This is a genomic window from Stenotrophomonas sp. 05N423 (assembly GCF_056397145.1).
In genome coordinates, this window is the sequence record NZ_JBFTMV010000004.1 from 40,932 (window position 1) to 60,706 (window position 19,775).

The window sequence follows — 19,775 nt, forward strand, 5'->3', positions numbered from 1 at the left end:
GGAGCCGGGCATCGCCAGGCTCCCTACCGTCAACCAGGATCCTGCGCGCGCGCCGCTTCGATGCGGGTTTCCTCCTGCGCGGCCTTCTCGCGCTCAATCCACGCCTCGATCATGTGCCGCGCGCGCTGCGCCAGGCGCCGCTGGCGGTTGTGTTCGGCGTCCAGCACGCGGTACAGGCTGACCATCACCAGCACCATCAGCAGCGCGAACGGCAGCGCTGCGATGGTGATCATGCCCTGCAGCGCGTCCAGCCCGCCGGCCAGCAGCAGGACCGCGGCGATCAGCGCCACCGCCACGCCCCATACCGCCTTGCGCGACAGCGGGGGATCGCCGGCCTCGTCGGTGGACATGCTCGCCAGCACCAGCACCGCCGAATCGGCCGAGGTGACGAAGAAGATCACCAGCAGCACCAGCGCGACGATGGACAGCAGCAGCGGGCCGGGCAGGCTGTCGAACAGGGCGAACAGCACCGTCTCGTAACCGTTGGACAGTGCCTGCAGCAGGTCCGCGTGACCGGTGATCTGCGCCCACAGCGCGGTACCGCCGAACACCGAGAACCACAGGAAGCCGAGCAGGGTCGGCGCCAGCACCACGCCGACGACGAATTCGCGCACGCTGCGGCCGCGCGACACGCGCGCGATGAATGCACCGACGAACGGCGCCCAGGCGATCCACCAGGCCCAGTAGAAGATCGTCCAGTCCGCCACCCAGGTGCTGCCGGAGAACGGCGACATGCGCAGGCTCATCGTCACCAGCTGGTTGAGGTAGGCGCCGAGCGTGGTGGTGAAGGTATCGAAGATGAAGCCGGTCGGGCCCAGCACCAGCAGTGCGGCCAGCAGCACGGCCGCCAGCAGCAGGTTGAAGTTGGACAGCCACTTGATGCCGCGCTCCACACCGCTGAGGGTCGAGGCCATGTACAGCACGAAGGCGATGGCGATGATGGTCAGCTGCACCGGCACCGTCGCGGCGATGCCGAACACGCGCTGCAGGCCGGCGGCGATCTGGATGGTGCCGAAGCCCAGCGTGGTCGCCACGCCGATCGCGGTGGCGACCACCGCGGCGATGTTGACCGTATGCCCGATGGCGCCGCGGTGATGGCGGCCGATCAGCGGCTGCAGCATGTCGCTGATCAGGCCGCGGCCGTTGCGGTTGTACTGGAACCAGGCCATCGCCAGGCCGATCAGCGCATAGATCGCCCAGGGGTGCAGGCCCCAGTGAAAGAAGGCGTAGCGCATCGCCGCGCGTGCCGCGTCCACGCTCTGCGGAGCCAGGCCCTCCGGCGGCTTGCTGAAGTGCGAGATCGGCTCGGCCGCGCCCCAGAACACCAGGCCGATGCCCATGCCGGTGGCGAACAGCATCGCCAGCCAGCTGGCGCGCGAGAAATCCGGCTCGGCATCCTCGCCGCCGATGCGCAGGGTGCCGAAGCGGCCGATGGCCAGGTACAGCAGGAAGGTCAGCGTCAGGAACACGATCAGCAGGTACAACCAGCCGACGCTGCGCACGACCTCGACCAGTGCGGCCTGCACGACGTCGTTGAAAGGGCCGGGCGCGATGCCGGCCAGCAGCACCAGTGCGGCGACCAATGCGATGGAAACACGAAATACCATGGAGGAGCTTCTCCGATCTGGGGATGGAGCGAGCCAGGGCTTGCAGCGGAACCGGCCACGAAGGGGCGGGAAATGGAAGGCCGGCGTGGCGGCACGAGGGCGGCATGAATGCGGCAGCGGCGCATCCTACTGAAAGGGATGTCACGATTCCGTTAGAACCCGCTTCATGCTTCCACCGTGGAATGCGCCGCAGGAGCGCATTTCAGTGCGCGATGGGGCTTGCATGAAGGCCTTTCCGCAACAGCTCGCGCAACCTGTGCCAAGGTCCAGAGGGGACGGCTCCATCGCGCACTGAAGTGCGTTCCTGCACCAAGCGCGCTCCTGTACGCGCGCTGTTGGAGGCCGGTGCCATTGTTCCCGGCTTCATGCTCTAATGCCGCCCGAAGCGGGGGTACCGCGGCCATGGCGCCGCGGTTGAGACAGTCCCTTGGAACCTGATCCGGTTGATACCGGCGTAGGGAAGCTTCGCAATGCCCCATCGTGCGTGGATGCCTGCCCAAGGTACATCCATGCGCCTGCGGCAGTGCGCCTTCGCTTCGTCCGGCCCGTGCATCCGCGCGGGCCTCCAACAGGACGACGCCCGATGAACGCACCGCTTTCCGCCCTGCAGCAGCAGGCGCAGCAACTCTCCGGATCCGTGACCCGGCCGATTCCCGGTTCGCGCAAGATCCATGTGCCCGGCTCGCGCCCGGATCTGCAGGTGCCGATGCGCGAGATCGCGCTGACCCGCACGCCGACGCTGTTCGGCGGCGAAGAGAATGCACCGGTTACCGTCTACGACACCTCGGGCCCGTACACCGATCCGGGCGTGCACATCGACCTGTCCGCCGGCCTGCCGGCACTGCGCCGCGGCTGGGTGGAGGAGCGCGGCGACACCGGGCAGCTCGACGGCCCCAGTTCTTCGTTCGGCCGCGACCGCGAACACGACCCGAAGCTCGACGCGGTGCGCTTCCCCGCGCGCAGCCTGCCACTCCGCGCACGCGCCGGCGCCAACGTCACCCAGATGCACTACGCGCGGCGCGGCATCATCACGCCGGAAATGGAGTTCGTCGCCATCCGCGAGAACCAGCGGCTGGAGGAAATCCGCGATACGGACTTGCTGCAGCAGCACCCGGGCGAGGCGTTCGGTGCGTCCATCCCGAAGATCATCACGCCGGAGTTCGTGCGCGATGAGATCGCGCGTGGCCGTGCGGTGTTGCCCAACAACATCAACCACCCGGAAAGCGAGCCGATGATCATCGGCCGCAACTTCCTCACCAAGATCAACGCCAACATCGGCAACAGCGCGGTGTCCTCGGGCATCGCCGAGGAAGTGGAGAAGCTGGTATGGGCGATCCGCTGGGGTGGCGATACCGTCATGGATCTTTCGACAGGCAGGCACATCCACGAAACCCGCGAGTGGATCATCCGCAACTCGCCGGTGCCGATCGGTACCGTGCCGATCTACCAGGCACTGGAAAAAGTGGATGGCCGCGCCGAGGCGCTCACCTGGGAAATCTTCCGCGACACATTGATCGAGCAGGCCGAGCAGGGCGTGGACTACTTCACGATCCACGCAGGCGTGCTGCTGCGCTATGTGCCGCTGACCGCCAGGCGGGTCACCGGCATCGTCTCGCGCGGCGGCTCGATCATGGCCAAGTGGTGCCTGGCGCACCACAGGGAGAACTTCCTCTACACCCACTTCGAGGACATCTGCGAAATCATGAAGGCCTACGACGTGGCCTTCTCGCTGGGCGACGGGCTGCGCCCGGGCTGCATCGCCGACGCCAACGACGCCGCGCAGTTCGGCGAGCTGGAGACGCTGGGCGAGCTGACGAAGATCGCGTGGAAGCACGACGTGCAGACCATGATCGAAGGTCCCGGCCATGTGCCGATGCAGCTGATCAGGGAGAACATGGACAAGCAGTTGCGCGAATGCGGCGAGGCGCCGTTCTACACGCTGGGGCCGCTGACCACCGACATCGCGCCCGGCTACGACCACATCACCAGTGCCATCGGCGCGGCGATGATCGGCTGGTACGGTACGGCCATGCTCTGCTACGTGACGCCGAAGGAACACCTGGGGCTGCCCAACCGCCAGGACGTGCGTGACGGCATCATGGCCTACAGGATCGCCGCGCATGCGGCCGACCTGGCCAAGGGCCATCCCGGTGCGCAGGTGCGCGACAACGCATTGAGCAAGGCGCGCTTCGAGTTCCGCTGGGAAGACCAGTTCCACCTCGGCCTGGATCCGGAGAAGGCCAGGGAATTCCACGATGCGACCCTGCCGAAGGACGCGCACAAGCTCGCCCACTTCTGCTCGATGTGCGGCCCGCACTTCTGTTCGATGAAGATCACCCAGGACGTGCGCGACTACGCGGCCGGGCAGGGCATCGACGAAGCCGCCGCGCTGGAGATGGGCATGGCCGCGAAGTCGGCCGAATTCCGCGCGCAGGGCGCCGAGGTGTATCGCGTGGAGTGACGCTGGATGAATGCGCGGAGTGAGCGTTCGCTCCGCGCCGTCTGGCTGGCGGCGGGCGGATGGTGCGCACGCTTCGGCAGGCGCCAGGCAGCTGTGCTGTTTGACCGGCCCTTTAGGTTTTCTTCAGCTTGTTGAAGTGACGGCATCCGCACTGCGTTGCGGCAAAGCGTCCATGGGCCTGCGTACCAGCATTCAAAGGGCTTCGCGCTGCGTGCACCGCTTCGCCAGAGCTGTCGCAGGATGAACGGTAGATAAAAAAATCGCGCCCTGGGGCGCGAATTCTGAAGCGGATTATATGGATTGCGTCGGCGAGAGAGAGCCTGATGTCGACCCGCATGGCTATACAGGTAACGTGCATAGGCTAATATCCGCGCGCCTTGAAACATTTGCTCATTGCGTTGACGCCACTTGCGGAGTTTGGCGGTTCACTGGTGGCGGCGCCTCCAGGGGGCGGGCTCAGGACGATGCCCTCCAGCGTTTCATTCCCTGACCGGCATGGAAACCATCGACAGCGGCCTCCTCCTCACTGATCGCCTGCATATCGGCGATTGCCTGATCGTCCTGCCATCGCGCGAGGTGCATGCACCCGGCGCACGTCGTCCCGCGCGGCTCACGCCCAAGGCGATCGGCGTGTTGCTGGTGCTGGCCCGAGGCGCGGGCAGTGTGATTACCCGCGATGAACTGTTCGCGCAGGTGTGGCCCGACACTCTTCCCACCAACGATGTGCTGACCCAGGCGGTCACACAGCTGCGCAAGGCCTTCTCCGCCGGCGGCGTGTTCCCGGAAGGGCAGGAATACATCGAGACGATCGCCAAGACAGGCTATCGCCTGCTGGCTCCCGTGACATGGGGAACAGAGGAAGAACAGGTCCCGGAGACCAGCGAAACGGCGGAGGTGGACGGGCCTGCGTCCAGTCCAGCCGCGCCGATGCCTGCCGCGCAGGTGGCCGCGGATCTCCCCGGCCAGCGGAAGAACGGCGGATTCTGGCGCCAGGCGCGGCGCAGGCTGCTGCTGGCGGTGGGACTGTTGCTGCTGTGCAGTTCAGTGACGATGGCCTGGTTGCTGTGGCACAGCCCGGTGAAGGAAAGCGCGCTGGACGCGGCGACGGCCGATGGTACCGGCGTGATCGGCAGTCCGGAGCGCCCTTATCGCCTGATCACCGCCAGGCAGGGGTTCGGGACGTTTCCTGCGCTGTCGCCGGATGGCGCGCTGGTCGCCTTTGCCGACGAAAGCGATGGCGGCTCGACGCTCAAGGTGCAGAGCACCGGCAGTGCGACTTCGGCAACGCTGGTGGAGGCGCCTGCGGAGGCCATGGACCGGTTCCCCGCCTGGTCGCCGGATGGGCGCGAGATCGCGTTCGCGCGTTTCCGTGTCGATGGCAGTTGCGAGGTGCTGGTGATCGGCGCCACCGGCGGCAGCGCCCGCCGCGCCACTGTCTGCGATGGTGCGGAGATGCTGAGCTTCAACTGGACGCCGGATGGGCGCGGATTGGTGTTCGGCTCGATGACCGGCAGCCACCAAGCGCCCGGCATCCGTACGCTGGATCTGGCGACGGGACGCTGGACGGCGCTGGACTACGAAAGAGGCGAGGGCGATTTCGACTACGCGCCGCGTTATTCGCCCGATGGGCGCCAGCTCGGATTCACGCGCAACCCGCAGATGGGCAGCGTGTGGGTGATGGCGGCGAGCGGCGGCGCTGCCCGCCGCGTCACCGGCGGCAGTGCGGAAATACGTGGCTGGGGATGGCTGGGGGAGAACACCATCGTGTTCGGGCGGCGGGTGGATAGCGAATCCAGGCTGTACCAGGTGGATCTGCGATCGGGCCTGCTGAAGGACCTGGGAGTGGACGACGCGCAGAGCCCGAACGTGGCCGGCATGGGCAAGCTGCTCGCCTTCGTGCATCGTGCGCCGCAGTTCGGCCTGTTCCGGATCCCGCTCGATCATCCGGAGCGCAAGGAGCGGCTGTTCGCATCGTCGGGGCGCGATGCGCAGCCGATGATCGCGCCCGATGGGCAGCAACTGGTTTTCAGCTCGAGCCGCTCCGGGGCGTTCGCGTTGTGGTGGGCGCGCCTGGGACAGCCTGACTCCCTGCATCTGGTGGAAGGCCTGCGCCCCGAGGCGCGGCAATCGCCGGACTGGTCGGCCGACAGCCAGCAGGTGCTGGTCAGCGGGCGCGATGATGCCGGGCAGCCGGGCATCTATGAGGTGGCGCCGGAGCAGGGACAATGGAAGCGGCTGCCGATTCCCGTTTCCGAGCCGTTGCAGGCGATATATGGCCCCACGTCCAACCTGCTCTTCGTGATCGGGCGGGAGGGGGAAGGCCCGGTCACCTTGTCGTTGTTCGATCGCAGCGGCGGCAACTGGCGGCGCCTTGCCCAGGTGCCCGGTGCGTCGCAGGTGCGCTACGACGGCCGGACGCAGCGGGTGCTGTTCACCCGGCTGGCGGAAGGCGGCCTGTGGTCGGCCGATGCCGACCTGTTGCCGGCCAGTCTCCGCGAGCTCAGTGGAGAGGTGCCGAGCCGGTGGCGTTTCCGCACCTGGGCCGTGGGCAATGACGGCAGGGTGACCTATCTGCACCAGGAGGCTGGCTGCTCCGTGCAGATGAGCCGGCTCGACCAGTCGCAGGCGCCTCGCTGCCTGGAAGCCGATGCGGCGAGCGCGACCAATGGATTCAGCATGTCGCCCGACGGCAGCGCCATCTACGTGGCGCTGGCAGTGGCGGACGGCACTGATATCGGGATCATGCCGGTGCCGGAAACCGCATCGCGGCCCCTGCTTGGTGTCCTCAAGTGGTTGCCGGCATTGGGAAAACCGGATTCGTGATTTCTTCGTCCGGCGTTCCGGAAGAATTCGTGAGGTTATCGTGGGAACTTCCTGACGCCTGCGGCCAGAATTGGCAAAACCATCGGCCATTGAAGGCAAATGATGGTGAGTCATGCGACAGGTGGCCTGGGTCGATCGCGGTCAGTCGGTTTCGTTCGAGAAGCAGCCGGAGGACGGTCCGCGTCCCAATTGCGTAGGTGTCGCCCGGCTGGGCAGCCTGCAGACCTCGGGGACGGTGTTCACCGTCTGGATGCAGCTGCGCGGCAGCGCCTGGGTGGAATCCAAGGAAGGCCGCTTCCGCCTGAGGCAGCGCGAGTGGATCGCGTTCGAAAAGGAGTCGCGGCCCTTGATCCAGGCCAGCCGCGATGGGCTCTGCATCGGCGTGGCCCTGGATGCCGGGGCGCTGCGCACGCTGGGCGACCTGGCCGACAGTGCGCTTTATGCCGGTCATGGCCTCATGAGCCGGACCGAGGCGCGAACGGCATTGCACCTGTGGCGTGAAGCGCAGGCCAAGGGGCCCGGCTCCCATGTCCTGCGGCCATTGCTGCTGCACGTGGCTTCGCTGCAGCGGGACTTCTCCGACGGTGTGCAGCGCTGCCCGGGGCGCTCGCGCATCCGCAAGCGCCAGGTGTTCGGGCGCATGCAGCGCGCGCGCATGTACCTGGAAGGCAACAGCCACCGCGTTGTGCGCATCGGCGAGCTCGCTGAACTGACCAACTTCTCCAGCTGGTACCTGTCCAAGACCTTCCAGAGCCTGTACGAGGAAAGCCCACAGTCGTTGTCCGCGCGCCTGCGCCTGGAGCGGGCCGCGATGCTGCTGCGCGATACCGACATGATGATCGGCGAGGTCGCTTCGGCCAGCGGCTTCGACAACTGCTGCAGTTTCGCGCGCGCCTTCCGCGCGCGGTTCGGCATGTCGGCCACGCGCTACCGTGAAACCCCCGCCCTTCTTTCGCCACAATCGGCAAAGTCTGCGACTGGTTCGCGCAAACCCATCACTTCGGTACAAACGTAACGTTCAGGGGTGTTTAACGCACCACTAACGTAACCGGAGAGATTGATGAATTTTCGTACTCCCGCAGTGCGGCTGGGCCTGCTCCCGGCCGGCATCGCGATTGCGCTGACGCCTGCCTTCGCTTCCGCGCAGGATGCCGCCGCTGGCGCCACCACCCTGGATCGTCTGGAAGTGACCGGCTCGCGCATCCGTGGCGCGAACATGGAAACCCAGCAGCCGATCATGACGCTGAGCCGTGAGAACCTGGAGAAGCAGGGCTTCACCTCGGTCGCCGACGTGCTGCAGAACCTGACCTCGGCCGGTTCCCCGGCGATCTCCCGTTCCGAAGCCCTGGCCTCGGGCGAGAACGTGGGCGGCTACTACATCGACATCCGCAACCTCGGCGCGACCCGCACCCTGGTGCTGATGAACGGCAAGCGCCTGGGCGCCACCAGCGGCGGCTACCAGGACCTGAGCCAGATCCCGATGTCGGCGATCGAGCGCATCGAGATCCTGAAGGACGGCGCTTCGGCCATCTACGGTTCCGACGCCATCGCCGGTGTGGTGAACGTGATCACCCGCAAGCGTTTCGACGGCGCCGAAGCCAGCGCCTATGTCGGCCAGTTCAGCGAAGGCGACGGCAAGACCGACCAGTACTCCTTCACCCTCGGCGCCGAAGGCGAGCGCGGTGGCGTGACCCTGTCGGCCGAATACTCCAAGCAGGATCCGGTGTGGGCCAAGGACCGCTGGTTCTCGCGCGACGGCGGCCTGGGTCCGAACACCACCAATGAAGACTGGAGCCCGGTCGGCCCGAACAGCGTGTGGTGCGACCCGCGCGTCTTCGGCGACTGCAAGCCGGCCAAGGGCAAGCCGACCCCGATCTGGCAGACGCTCAACCCGGGCGGCAACCCGAACAACCCGAATGACTATCACCAGCTGACGCCGGCCGAATACGCCAACGCCAACCAGCAGATGATGCTGCAGACCGGCATCGAGCGTAAGTCGGTGTATATCAATGGCAACTACGACTTCACCGATTCGGTGACGTTCAACGCCGACCTGCTGTACAACGACCGCACCACCGACCAGCAGATCGCCGGTTACCCGTACCAGTCGCAGTCGTTCGGCACCCCGCTGTCGGCCGACAGCGCATTCAACCCGATCGGCCAGGACATCGAGTTCCGCCGCCGTCTGTGGGAAGTGCCGCGCACCACCGAGAGCAAGCTGAAGACGCTGCGTTTCGCGCCGTCGATCAGCGGTTTCTTCGAGTTTGCCGACAAGAGCTTCGACTGGAACGTCGGCGCGCTGTGGAACCGCAACGAAGTCACCAAGACCAACTATGGCGACATGAGCCTGATCGCCGCGCGCCAGGCACTCGGCCCGTCGTTCATCGATGCCAACGGTGTTGCCCGTTGTGGTACGGCCGCTGATCCGATCGACGGCTGCTATGCATGGAATCCGCTGCTGCCAGCCGGTGTCGCCGGTCCGGGCTCGCTGGACAGCCAGGAACTGCGCAACTTCCTGTTCCCGATCTTCACCACCACCGGCGTGAGCAAGACCACCTCGTTCACCGCCGACCTGAGCGGTTCGATCGTGACCCTGCCGGCGGGCGACCTGGGCTTCGCCGTCGGCGTGGAACACCGCAAGGAAGAAGGCCGCTACGTTCCGGACGCGTTCGCGCAGTCGGGTGAGTACACCGGCCTGGCGTCGAGCACGACCAGTGGCGAATACAGCCTGGACGAGGTGTACCTGGAGCTGAATGTTCCGGTGCTGGCCGACATGGCCTTCGCCAAGGAACTGACCGTGAACGTTGCCAGCCGTTACTCGGACTACAGCAACTTCGGCGGCACCACCAACAGCAAGTTCGGCATCACCTGGCGTCCGACCGACGACCTGCTGGTGCGCGGTACCTACGCTGAAGGCTTCCGCGCCCCGACGATCGACAACATGTACGGCGGTACCGGCTCGAGCTTCGAGAAGTACATCGATCCGTGCGGCGTGGGCGCTCCGGCCAGCGTGAACGGCAATGCCGCCTGTAACGCCGCTGGCGTGCCGCTGGGCTATGTCCAGGTCGGCCAGGGCCTGGTGCCGTGCTCGACCTATCCGTGCGCGACCCCGGACCAGTTCATCAACGGTTCCAACCCGAACCTGAAGCCGGAAACCTCCAAGAGCAAGACCGCCGGTCTGGTGTGGAGCCCGCGCTGGGTGCAGGGCCTGGACATCTCGCTTGACTGGTACAACTACCAGATCAAGGACATGATCATCCAGGACAGCGTCGACCGCATCCTGCGCGACTGCTACACCCTGGGCAACAGCGCCCGCTGCGAAGGCATCGTGCGCGAAGCCGACGGCCACATCAGCAAGATGTTCTACGGTCTGGCCAACCTGGGCCAGATGGAGACCGAAGGCTACGACCTGGGCATCAAGTACCGCCTGCCGGAACTGGCGATCGGTCAGTTCAGCATCGACTGGCAGACCACCTATACCGCCAAGTACGACGAAGCCGGCCAGAACTCCACCGGTGAGAACATCACCATTGGCAACGTCGGTACCGCGGGTATCTTCCGCCTGCGTTCGAACGTGGGCGTGAACTGGACCTACGGTGACTTCGGTGTCAACTACACCGCGCGTTACTACTCCGGCATGAAGGAAAGCTGCATCGACCTGGATTCGTTCTGGTGCAACGCTCCGGACCACATCGCCAATGGCGAGGATGATCCGCTGCGCAAGACCGGCTCGAACACCTTCCACGACCTGCAGGTCAACTGGAAGGCGCCGTGGGATGCCACCATCGCCGTCGGTGCGAACAACGTGTTCAACCACCGCGGTGCGCTGCAGTACTCGGCACCGAACAGCGACTTCGCCTACTACGGCGGCTTCGACATCGGTCGCTTCATCTACATGAAGTACACCCAGCGCTTCTGATCCATCGAAGTTCTGTGCAGCATGACGAAGGGCGGGCCGCAAGGCCCGCCCTTCTTCTTTTCGCTCCTGCAGGCACCTGGAGCCGTGGACACGGGGGCTCGCTCAGCATGGGCCTCCTCCTGTCGGAGCTTGCGTGCCGGGAGCCGGCACCTGCTTCCGGTCCCGGGTGCAGCAAGGGTCGCCTTTTTTCTTCCCGTTCCTGCAGAAGCACGTGGAACCGTAGATACGGGGCTCGCCCCGCATGGGCCATCCTGTCGAGGCTTGCATGCCGGGCAGGCCAAGCCCCTGCTTCCGCCGTTGCCGAGTGTTTCAGAGCGCAAAAAAAACGGCCGCATCGAATGCGGCCGTTGCGGAGGGCATGCGCTGGGCGCCGCCTAGGCGGTGGCGGCCAGCCCGGCGAGATCGTTGGCCATCTCGCGCCAGCCGTCGAGCCGCGGCAGCACCGCGGTGCGTTCCAGGTACTGCTCGTCCACCTGGCTGCCGCTGGCCAGGGCCGTGGCCACGTGCACCGCGCCGGTGACCCAGAAGCTGCGCACGTTCGAGCGCTGCGGCTGCAGGTGGAAGGCGACCGCTTCGATGATCGGCATCGGCAGGCCCCACAGGCCCAGCAGGTAGGCGCCGGCCTCGGCATGGCCCGGGCGTTCGTCGCCTTCGGCCGCGGGCTCGCGCTCGTCGCGCACGCCGGGCAGCAGCAGGCCGATGTCGGCCAGCAGCGCCGCGGTCGAGCCGAGCTCGGCGCTGGAGGACGGCAGCATCTTCGCGGCCAGGCGCGAGGCGGCCAGGGCGCGCGCCTGCAGTGCGTTGCGCTCGGTGGGGGAGACCGACGGCACCGAGAACACTTCGCTGGCGAGCACCAGGTCGCGCAGGGTGGACAGGCCCAGCCGGGTCACCGCGCCGCGCAGGTCGGAAATCGCGCGGCCGCTGTTGAAGAAGGCGGAGTTGGACAGCTGCAGCACCTTGGCGGCGATGGCCGGGTCGGCCGACACCAGTTTGGCGATGTCGTTGGCGTCGCTGTTCTCGTCCTCTTCCAGCGCGTGCATCAGGCTCAGGTAGAGGTGCGGCGGCGAGGGCAGCTTTTCGATGCGGCCGATGGCGGCACGCAGGCGCGGGCTGTCCAGCAGGTCGCGCAGTTCCTCCAGGCTGGTCAGCGCCTCGAGCAGCACTTCCGGCGACAGCGGCAGCGGCAGGAAGCGGTGCGCCACGCCGATGATGCGGGCCGCGGGCGCGCGCTGGCTCTGCGCGGCGTCGATCAGCGCGATGCGGATCGTCTCCGGGCGCAGGGTCCGGATCTGGCCGAGCAGGGTGGCGGGGGTGAGGTCGGGCAGGACCGGGGCGACGATGACCGCGTCGATCGTGCTGGACGCCACCGTGGCGATGGCGGCATTGCCGTCCGGGGCGGTCTGGACCTGCCAGTCCTCGCCCAGGTCGGTGATGTACTCGAGGAGATCGGCCGACAGGCTGGCTTCGTCACCGACTAGCAGGATACGCACGACATTTCCCCCAATGGAACCGTCCGGCCGCGACTGGAACAGGCCGGTAAACCGGCCTGCCAATGTAGCGGAACACCCCGCCGAGGTCATGCCCCGCGCGGATGAAACGTGATCGTCGTCGCTGGCGGCGGCAGGGCCCCGGGGGCCGCCGCCGGCGCAATTCAATCCTGCTTGGCGGCGAAGCTCTGCTGGGCCTCGACCAGGATGCGCTTGGCTTCGGCGGCGTCGCCCCAGCCCTCGATCTTGACCCACTTGCCCTTTTCCAGGTCCTTGTAGTGCTCGAAGAAGTGGCCGATGCGCTCCAGCCAGTGGCTGGATACCTGGGCGATGTCTTCCACGTGGCCGTAGCCGCTGAAGATCTTGGACACCGGCACGGCCAGGATCTTCTCGTCGCTGCCGGCCTCGTCGGTCATCTTCAGCACGCCGACCGGGCGGCAGCGCACCACCGAACCGGGCACCAGCGGCAGCGGCAGCACCACCAGCACGTCGGCCGGGTCGCCGTCGCCGCCCAAGGTGTTGGGGACGTAGCCGTAGTTGCAGGGGTAGCGCATCGGCGTGGAGAGGATGCGGTCGACGAAGATCGCGCCCGATTCCTTGTCCACTTCGTACTTCACCGGTTCCGAATCCTTCGGAATCTCGATGATGACGTTGATTTCTTCCGGGGGGTTCTTGCCCGCGGAAACGAGTTCCAGACCCATGCGCTGCTCCGAATCGTACGTTTGACAGAAGGCCGCCATTCTACGCCGGCCGCTGGTGCGGCGCACCAAAGGGCCGGCCGGAAGTAGCGGGGCCGCAGCCGGCGATGCGCTCCGTACGCTCCTTCGCATGCACGTACGGGAGCAGGCGGGTAGCCTGCGGCGATGGATTCGCTGATCGCCGCGTCCGCGCGGGCCCTGGCCACGGGTGATGTCCTGGCGGCACTCAACCACGTCGCGCTGCGCGAGGACCCGGCGGCGCTGGCCCTGCGCGGCATCGCCATGGCCCGGCTCGGCGAGCTGGCCCGCGCCCGCGAACTGCTGCGCAGGGCCCAGCGCGGATTCGGGGCGCACGAGGTGCTGTCGCGCGCGCGCTGTGCGCTGGCCGATGCGGAGGTGGCGCTGGCGATGCGCGAACTTGGTGGTTCGCCGGAGCCGCTGCTGGCCGTCGCGACGCAGCTGGAGTCGCGCGGCGACCATGGCAACGCGTTGCAGGCCTGGTTGATCCTGGCGCGCCGCTGGCTGCTGCTCGGCAAGCTGCCGCAGGCGGCCGATGCGCTGGCCCGCCTCCACGGCCAGCGAATGCCGCCGGCGCTGGCGGCCATGGCCGGGTTGACCGCCGCGGCGCTGGCGCTGCGCTCGCTGCAGGTCGCCGAGGCCCGCGCCGCGCTCGATGCCGCACGCATGGCTGCGCGCAACGCGGGCATCGCGGCCCTGCAGGCGGAAGTCGACGCCGCCAGCGCAGAGCTCGACCAACCCGCCGCGCGCTGCCTCGGTGGCGGCGTCGACACGCCGCTGCACATCGGGCAGGTACGCGATCTGCTGGACTCCGGCGGCTTGATCGTGGATGCATGCCGCCGTGGCCTGCGGCTGGGGGAGCGCTGGCAGTCGCTGGCCAGGCGCCCGGTGCTGTTCGCCCTGGTCCGCGCGCTGGCCGAAGCCTGGCCCGCCGATGTCGAGCGCGATGCGCTGATCGGCCGCGTGTTCGGCATGCGCCACTGCGACGACAGCCTGCGTGTGCGGCTGCGGGTGGAGATCGGCCGCCTGCGCGCCCTGATCGCCGCGCAGGCGGGCATCGAGGCGACGCCGGGCGGCTTCCGGCTCGCGCCGCGCATGGCGGAGACGGTGAGGGTGCTGGCGCCGCCCTTCGAGGGCGAGCAGGCTGCGCTCGCGGCGCTGCTTGCCGACGGCGCGGGCTGGTCCACTTCGGCGCTGGCCCTGGCGCTGGGCGGCAGCCAGCGCAACGTGCAGCGCGCCCTGGTGGAGCTGGAGGCCACCGGGCGCGTGCGTTCGAGCGGACGCGGGCGGGCGCAGCGCTGGTGGTCGCTGCCCGCGGGCGGATTCACGACGATCTTGTTACTCCCTGCCGCGCTGCCGGTTGACTAGTGTCGTCGGCAGGCACCGAATCCCGGACATGCCAGGAGACTGCAGCGATGAACACTGGAACCCTTGCCCCCGAAAAGACCACGACGCAGGTGCGCCCGGCCGAGGTGGTGCGCGACTACGGCCCGTTCGCCGGTTCGGATTGCATCCACGGCGTCAGCTTCGACGGTCGCAACGTATGGGCGGCCACCGGCGCGGCGCTGGTGGCCTTCGACCCGCGCGATGGCGCGCCGGTCCGCACGCTGGCGCTGGCCTGCGACGCCGGCACCGCCTTCGACGGCACCCACCTCTACCAGATCGCCGAAGCGCGCATCGACAGGATCGATCCGCGCAGCGGCGAGGTGCTGTCCTCGATTCCCGCGCCCGGCGCCGGTGCCGATTCCGGCATGGCCTGGGCCGAGGGCAGCCTGTGGGTGGGGCAGTACCGGCAGCGCCGGATCCACCAGATCGACCCGGCCGATGGCGCCATCCTGCGCACCATCGAATCGGACCGTTTCGTCACCGGCGTGACGTGGGTGGATGGCGAGCTGTGGCATGCCACCGGCGAAGGCGAGGAGAGCGACATCCGCCGTATCGACCCGGAAACCGGTGCGGTGCTGGAGCGGCTGCAGATGCCGGCGGGAATCAGCGTCAGCGGCCTGGAGGCCGATGGCGGCGAGCTGTTCTACTGCGGTGGCGGCCGCAATGGCCGGGTGCATGCGGTGAAGCGTCCTCGCGCACGTTGAACGCGGCGCGCAGCATGGCTGCTCTCCCGCATGGGTGGGCAGCCCGCGGGCCCAGGCGGGCCGCTCGTTGGACGCCCTTGCGCCGGTGCGGGGCAGGGAAGGCGTGCTCCTGCACCGTCGCCGGCAACCGCGCGGCGACGTCGATGATCCCGATCCGTGCCCCGTGGTCCGCTCCCGTTCCCTTCCCCCGCAGGCGGGGGAAGGGTAAAGGACCGCACGCCGCCAGCTTCGGCTACAGCAACGGCACCAGCAGCAGCGCCACTATGTTGATGATCTTGATCAGCGGGTTGATCGCCGGGCCGGCGGTGTCCTTGTAGGGGTCGCCGACGGTATCGCCGGTCACCGCTGCCTTGTGCGCCTCGCTGCCCTTGCCGCCGAAGTGGCCGTCCTCGATGTATTTCTTGGCGTTGTCCCAGGCGCCGCCGCCGGTGGTCATCGAGATCGCCACGAACAGGCCGGTCACGATCGTGCCGATCAGCAGTCCGCCGAGTGCGCGCGGCCCCAGCAGCAGGCCGACGATGATCGGCACCGCTACCGGCAGCAGCGAGGGCACGATCATTTCCCGGATCGCCGAGCGGGTGAGCATGTCCACCGCCTTGTCGTACTGCGGCTTGCCGGTGCCCTGCATGATGCCGGGGATGTCGCGGAACTGGCGGCGCACTTCCTCCACCACCGCGCCGGCGGCACGGCCCACCGCTTCCATCGCCATCGCGCCGAACAGGTAGGGGATCAGGCCGCCGATCAGCAGGCCGATGATCACCGTGTGGTCGGACAGGTCGAAGGCAAAGGTCTCGCCCGGGTGCGCGGCCTGCAGGTTGTGGGTGTAGTCGGCGAACAGGACCAGCGCGGCCAGCGCCGCCGAGCCGATCGCATAGCCCTTGGTCACCGCCTTGGTGGTGTTGCCCACCGCGTCGAGCGGGTCGGTGATGTCGCGGATCTCGCTGGGCAGTTCGGCCATCTCGGCGATGCCGCCGGCGTTGTCGGTGATCGGGCCGTAGGCGTCGAGCGCGACGATCATGCCGGCCATCGACAGCATCGCGGTGGCGGCGATGGCGATGCCGTACAGCCCGCCGAAGTGGAACGCGCCCCAGATCGCCGCGCAGACCGCCACCACCGGCAGCGCGGTGGACTTCATCGACACGCCGAGGCCGGCGATGATGTTGGTGCCGTGGCCGGTGGTCGAGGCCTGCGCCACGTGCTGCACCGGCTTGTACTGCGTGCCGGTGTAGTACTCGGTGATCCACACGATCAGCCCGGTCAGCACCAGCCCGATCAGCGCGCACAGGTACAGGTTGGTCGCGCCGTAGCTGGAGTCGGCCATCAGCTGCGTGGTCACCGGCCAGAACGCGATCGCCGCCAGCACGCCGGAGACGATCACGCCCTTGTACAGGGCGCCCATGATCGAGCCGTCGGCCTTCACCTTGACGAAGAACGCGCCGATGATCGAGGCGATGATCGACACGCCGCCCAGCACCAGCGGGTACAGCACCGCGTTGTGGCCGGCCTCGGCGATCATCAGCCCGCCCAGCAGCATGGTTGCGATCACCGTCACCGCGTAGGTCTCGAACAGGTCCGCGGCCATGCCGGCGCAGTCGCCGACGTTGTCGCCGACGTTGTCGGCGATCACCGCCGGGTTGCGCGGGTCGTCCTCGGGAATGCCGGCCTCGACCTTGCCCACCAGGTCGGCGCCCACGTCCGCGCCCTTGGTGAAGATGCCGCCGCCCAGGCGCGCGAAGATCGAGATCAGCGAGCTGCCGAACGCCAGTCCGACCAGCGCGTGCAGTGCGGCCTCGCCGGTTACGCCCAGGTGCCGGGTCAGCAGCAGGTAGTAGCCGGCCACGCCCAGCAGGCCCAGCCCCACCACCAGCATGCCGGTGATCGCGCCGCCCTTGAACGCCACGTCCATCGCCGCGCTCATGCCGTTGCGTGCGGCCTCGGCGGTGCGCACGTTGGCGCGGACCGAGACGTTCATGCCGATGTAGCCGGCCGCGCCGGACAGCACCGCGCCGATCGCGAAGCCGACCGCGGTGTACCAGCTCAGGAAGACGCCCACCAGTACGAACAGCACCACGCCGGCGATGGCGATGGTCAGGTATTGGCGATTGAGGTAGGCGCGCGCGCCTTCCTGGATCGCCGAAGCGATTTCCTGCATGCGCGGGTTGCCGGCCGGCTGGCGCAATACCCAGCGGGCGGCGAACAGACCATAGGCGATGGCGATGACCGCACACGCCAGGGCGAAGACGAGACCGTAGTGTTCCAGCATGAACCCCTCCAGCACAGGTGGATGTCGCCCAGCAACGGCTGAACGCGGGACACGCCGGGGATGAAGCACTGGAACAGACCCGGAGCCATGCAGCGGCCGTGGTACGTGTCGCGGTGTTCAACTTTTCCTGGAGCCGCAGCGAGTATGGGTCAGCTGTCGTTCACTGTCACGGGGCGGTCACGCTTGCCATTCCGTTCAGCGCCGGGCTGGCACCGTGCGGCTTTCCGTGATGAACGAGGCCTGCCGATGAAGAAGGGGCGTGGAATGCTGTCGATGCCGTTGCTGGCCCTGCTGCCGCTGGCCGCAGGCGCGCAGGCGCCCGTCGCGGCGCAACCGGAAATACAGCGTCCGCCGGGGACGGCGCAGGCGGTGGGCGCGGCGCACACCGTGCGGCAGATTCCCGAAGCCTGCGCCCGCATCGAAGGCCGCTTCACCGGCCAGGCCGACGCGCCCTATGACATGCAGTTGGTGCGTACCGATGCGCGTTGCCAGCCGCGCGCCGTGCTGCTGGACTTCGCCCAGGTCACGCCGGGCGAGAACGGATGGCGGCTCAACGACCGTATCCGCATTCCGGCTGCGGCCTGCCCGGGCCAGCAGGTTGTGGTCGATGTCTGGCGGCGCCCTGTCGAACAGCCGTTGACCCGCGATGGCCAGGGACAGGTGCGCGTGTACCTGGGCGAAGCGCGGCAGCAGGCCGAAGCCGGCAGGCTGGCGTCGCTGCCGGCATTCGCGGTGGACATGGCGATGGAGGGCAAATCCTGCCGCTGAGCCGGCGCAGCAGGGCGGCACCCGCCGGGGGGATTCCAGGCCTGGCTCAGGCCGGGGCAGGCCGCGTGGCGGCGCTGTTGTGTCCGGCCAGCTACTGGCCCAGGCGGTAGCCCGCGCCACCGATCAGGCAGACGAGAAGAAAGCCGAGCATGCCGATCAATACCTTGCGGATCATGGCGCCGTACCTGTGCGGGAAACGCGGTATCAGGATGCGCGCCACGGGCGTTGCCGGGCACCTGCCTGAAGTCACCGCGACGCAAGGCAGGGGCGGCGCCGGCCGCGGGGCTCAGCCTTCCCAGCCCGGAAGCTTCTTCGCCACCGCCACGTTCTTCAGCGTCACATACCTCGGCAGGCCATCGCGGCCCCAGGGCAGCGGCGCCTCACCGCGGATCAGCGGCTGCAGGTAGCGCCGCGCCTTTTCGGTGATGCCGAAACCGTCCTTGCGGATGAAGCCGGCCGGCATCTTCTTCTCGTGGTTGGCCACCTTGGACAGCGGCGCGGCCTCGATCTTCCAGCGGTACGGCGCATCGGACACGCGCACGATCACCGGCATCACCGAGTTCCGCCCCTCGAGTGCGAACCGCACCGCCGCCTTGCCCACTGCCTGTGCCTGCTCCCAGTCGGTCTTGCTGGCGACATGGCGGGCCGAGCGCTGCAGGTAATCGGGCAGGGTCCAGTGCACCTTGTAGCCCAGTTCCGCCTTGACCCGGCCGGCCAGGTGCGAGGCGACACCGCCGAGCTGGGTGTGGCCGAAGGAATCGGTGGCGCCGCCGGCATCGGCGACGAAACGGCCGTCGGCGGTGTGGATGCCTTCGCTGGCCACGACCACACACCAGCCGACCTTCGCCACCACCTGCTTCACCTTCGCCAGGAAGGCGGCTTCGTCGTAGGCGCGTTCGGGCAGCAGGATGATCTGCGGTGCGTCGTCGGGATTCTCCCCGGCCAGTCCGGCCGCGGCGGCCAGCCAACCGGCGTGGCGGCCCATCGCCTCGTAGATGAAGACCCGGGTGGAGGTCTCGGCCATCGCCGCCACGTCCAACGCGGCCTCGCGCACCGACACGGCGGTGTACTTGGCGGCCGAACCGAAGCCCGGGCAGGTGTCGGTGACGGCCAGGTCGTTGTCGATGGTCTTGGGCACGCCCACGCAGGTCAGCGGGTAGCCGAATTCCCTGGCCAGCTGCGAGACCTTCAGCGCGGTGTCGGCCGAATCGTTGCCGCCGTTGTAGAGGAACCAGCGCACGTCGTGCGCCCTGAGCACGTCCAGCAGGCGTTCGTATTTCGCCCTGTCCGCCTCCAGCGACTTGAGCTTGTAGCGGCACGAGCCGAACGCGCCGCCCGGGGTGTGGGCCAGCGCGGCGATGCTGGCGGCCGACTCCTTCGAGGTGTCGATCAGGTCCTCGCGCAGGGCGCCCAGGATGCCGTTGCGCGCCGCCAATACCTTGATTTTCTTCGCCCTGGCTTCGGCGATCACGGCCGAGGCGGTGGCGTTGATGACGGCGGTGACGCCGCCGGACTGGGCATAGAGCAGGGTGCCTTTGGACATGCGGAGACTCTCCGGGCGGGGGACATTTCCGGGACATTGGCCGGATGCGGTAAGCTGCGTTATTGCGGTGCAGCGTGAAATCGGCCCCTGAGTCTAAC

At 67.9% G+C, this 19,775-nt stretch carries 13 protein-coding genes and 1 riboswitch; of the genes, 7 read left to right on the top strand and 6 right to left on the bottom strand.

Translation table 11 applies throughout. The annotated features are described in order from the left end of the window. Positions 1–29 precede the first annotated feature (29 nt). Complete coding sequence (locus tag AC1DGW_RS08490) at positions 30–1,607, bottom strand: BCCT family transporter (RefSeq protein WP_478021601.1); 1,578 nt, start codon at positions 1,605–1,607, stop codon at positions 30–32. A gap of 377 nt (positions 1,608–1,984) precedes the next feature. Continuing rightward, positions 1,985–2,086, top strand: a riboswitch (TPP riboswitch). Between the two features lie 104 nt (positions 2,087–2,190). Here AC1DGW_RS08490 and thiC point away from each other — a divergent pair. From thiC to AC1DGW_RS08510, 4 genes are all read left to right on the top strand, one after another. Next, positions 2,191–4,068 carry a phosphomethylpyrimidine synthase ThiC gene (thiC, locus tag AC1DGW_RS08495; RefSeq protein WP_478021605.1) on the top strand — a complete coding sequence of 626 codons (1,878 nt, stop codon included), beginning with the start codon at positions 2,191–2,193 and terminating at the stop codon, positions 4,066–4,068. A gap of 495 nt (positions 4,069–4,563) precedes the next feature. Beyond that, entirely contained in the window at positions 4,564–6,891 is a 2,328-nt protein-coding gene (locus AC1DGW_RS08500; RefSeq protein ID WP_478022212.1) for a winged helix-turn-helix transcriptional regulator, read from the top strand. A 112-nt stretch (positions 6,892–7,003) separates the two neighbouring features. Further along, a complete protein-coding gene (locus AC1DGW_RS08505; RefSeq protein ID WP_478021607.1) occupies positions 7,004–7,906 on the top strand; it encodes a helix-turn-helix transcriptional regulator in 903 nt (300 codons plus the stop codon). 45 nt (positions 7,907–7,951) lie between these two features. Beyond that, positions 7,952–10,810, top strand: a complete 2,859-nt coding sequence (locus tag AC1DGW_RS08510; RefSeq protein WP_478021611.1) for a TonB-dependent receptor — start codon at positions 7,952–7,954, stop codon at positions 10,808–10,810. Positions 10,811–11,184: 374 nt separating this feature from the next. On the opposite strand, the gene AC1DGW_RS08515 is transcribed toward AC1DGW_RS08510, so the two are convergent. Then, positions 11,185–12,300, bottom strand: coding sequence for an HDOD domain-containing protein (locus tag AC1DGW_RS08515; protein WP_478021615.1), 1,116 nt, complete (start codon positions 12,298–12,300; stop codon positions 11,185–11,187). Between the two features lie 161 nt (positions 12,301–12,461). After that, the gene (ppa, locus tag AC1DGW_RS08520; protein WP_478021619.1) at positions 12,462–12,998 is read right to left on the bottom strand and encodes an inorganic diphosphatase; all 537 of its coding nucleotides are present in this window, start codon (positions 12,996–12,998) and stop codon (positions 12,462–12,464) included. A 162-nt stretch (positions 12,999–13,160) separates the two neighbouring features. On the opposite strand from ppa, the gene AC1DGW_RS08525 reads away from it, so the two are divergent. Both AC1DGW_RS08525 and AC1DGW_RS08530 read left to right on the top strand, forming a co-directional pair. Then, the gene (locus AC1DGW_RS08525) at positions 13,161–14,381 is read left to right on the top strand and encodes a helix-turn-helix domain-containing protein (RefSeq protein ID WP_478021621.1); all 1,221 of its coding nucleotides are present in this window, start codon (positions 13,161–13,163) and stop codon (positions 14,379–14,381) included. A 47-nt stretch (positions 14,382–14,428) separates the two neighbouring features. Beyond that, positions 14,429–15,103, top strand: coding sequence for a Vgb family protein (locus AC1DGW_RS08530; RefSeq protein ID WP_478021623.1), 675 nt, complete (start codon positions 14,429–14,431; stop codon positions 15,101–15,103). A 232-nt stretch (positions 15,104–15,335) separates the two neighbouring features. Here AC1DGW_RS08530 and AC1DGW_RS08535 read toward each other — a convergent pair whose 3' ends face one another. Next, positions 15,336–17,366, bottom strand: coding sequence for a sodium-translocating pyrophosphatase (locus AC1DGW_RS08535; RefSeq protein WP_478021625.1), 2,031 nt, complete (start codon positions 17,364–17,366; stop codon positions 15,336–15,338). A gap of 246 nt (positions 17,367–17,612) precedes the next feature. Here AC1DGW_RS08535 and AC1DGW_RS08540 point away from each other — a divergent pair, with 246 nt between their 5' ends. Then, entirely contained in the window at positions 17,613–18,134 is a 522-nt protein-coding gene (locus AC1DGW_RS08540; protein WP_478021627.1) for a hypothetical protein, read from the top strand. A 91-nt stretch (positions 18,135–18,225) separates the two neighbouring features. Here the strand turns inward: AC1DGW_RS08540 and AC1DGW_RS08545 are convergent, their stop codons facing one another. Both AC1DGW_RS08545 and AC1DGW_RS08550 read right to left on the bottom strand, forming a co-directional pair. Continuing rightward, entirely contained in the window at positions 18,226–18,354 is a 129-nt protein-coding gene (locus AC1DGW_RS08545) for a hypothetical protein (RefSeq protein WP_478021629.1), read from the bottom strand. 66 nt (positions 18,355–18,420) lie between these two features. Then, entirely contained in the window at positions 18,421–19,677 is a 1,257-nt protein-coding gene (locus AC1DGW_RS08550; RefSeq protein ID WP_478021631.1) for a 6-phosphofructokinase, read from the bottom strand. Positions 19,678–19,775: the final 98 nt, after the last annotated feature.

Bases quoted from the DNA above. Each gene is read 5' to 3' on its own strand.
- AC1DGW_RS08490 (WP_478021601.1), bottom strand. From the start codon at position 1,607: ATGGTATTTCGTGTTTCCATCGCATTGGTCGCCGCACTGGTGCTGCTG.
- thiC (WP_478021605.1), top strand. From the start codon at position 2,191: ATGAACGCACCGCTTTCCGCCCTGCAGCAGCAGGCGCAGCAACTCTCC.
- AC1DGW_RS08500 (WP_478022212.1), top strand. From the start codon at position 4,564: ATGGAAACCATCGACAGCGGCCTCCTCCTCACTGATCGCCTGCATATC.
- AC1DGW_RS08505 (WP_478021607.1), top strand. From the start codon at position 7,004: ATGCGACAGGTGGCCTGGGTCGATCGCGGTCAGTCGGTTTCGTTCGAG.
- AC1DGW_RS08510 (WP_478021611.1), top strand. From the start codon at position 7,952: ATGAATTTTCGTACTCCCGCAGTGCGGCTGGGCCTGCTCCCGGCCGGC.
- ppa (WP_478021619.1), bottom strand. From the start codon at position 12,998: ATGGGTCTGGAACTCGTTTCCGCGGGCAAGAACCCCCCGGAAGAAATC.
- AC1DGW_RS08525 (WP_478021621.1), top strand. From the start codon at position 13,161: ATGGATTCGCTGATCGCCGCGTCCGCGCGGGCCCTGGCCACGGGTGAT.
- AC1DGW_RS08530 (WP_478021623.1), top strand. From the start codon at position 14,429: ATGAACACTGGAACCCTTGCCCCCGAAAAGACCACGACGCAGGTGCGC.
- AC1DGW_RS08535 (WP_478021625.1), bottom strand. From the start codon at position 17,366: ATGCTGGAACACTACGGTCTCGTCTTCGCCCTGGCGTGTGCGGTCATC.
- AC1DGW_RS08540 (WP_478021627.1), top strand. From the start codon at position 17,613: ATGAAGAAGGGGCGTGGAATGCTGTCGATGCCGTTGCTGGCCCTGCTG.
- AC1DGW_RS08550 (WP_478021631.1), bottom strand. From the start codon at position 19,677: ATGTCCAAAGGCACCCTGCTCTATGCCCAGTCCGGCGGCGTCACCGCC.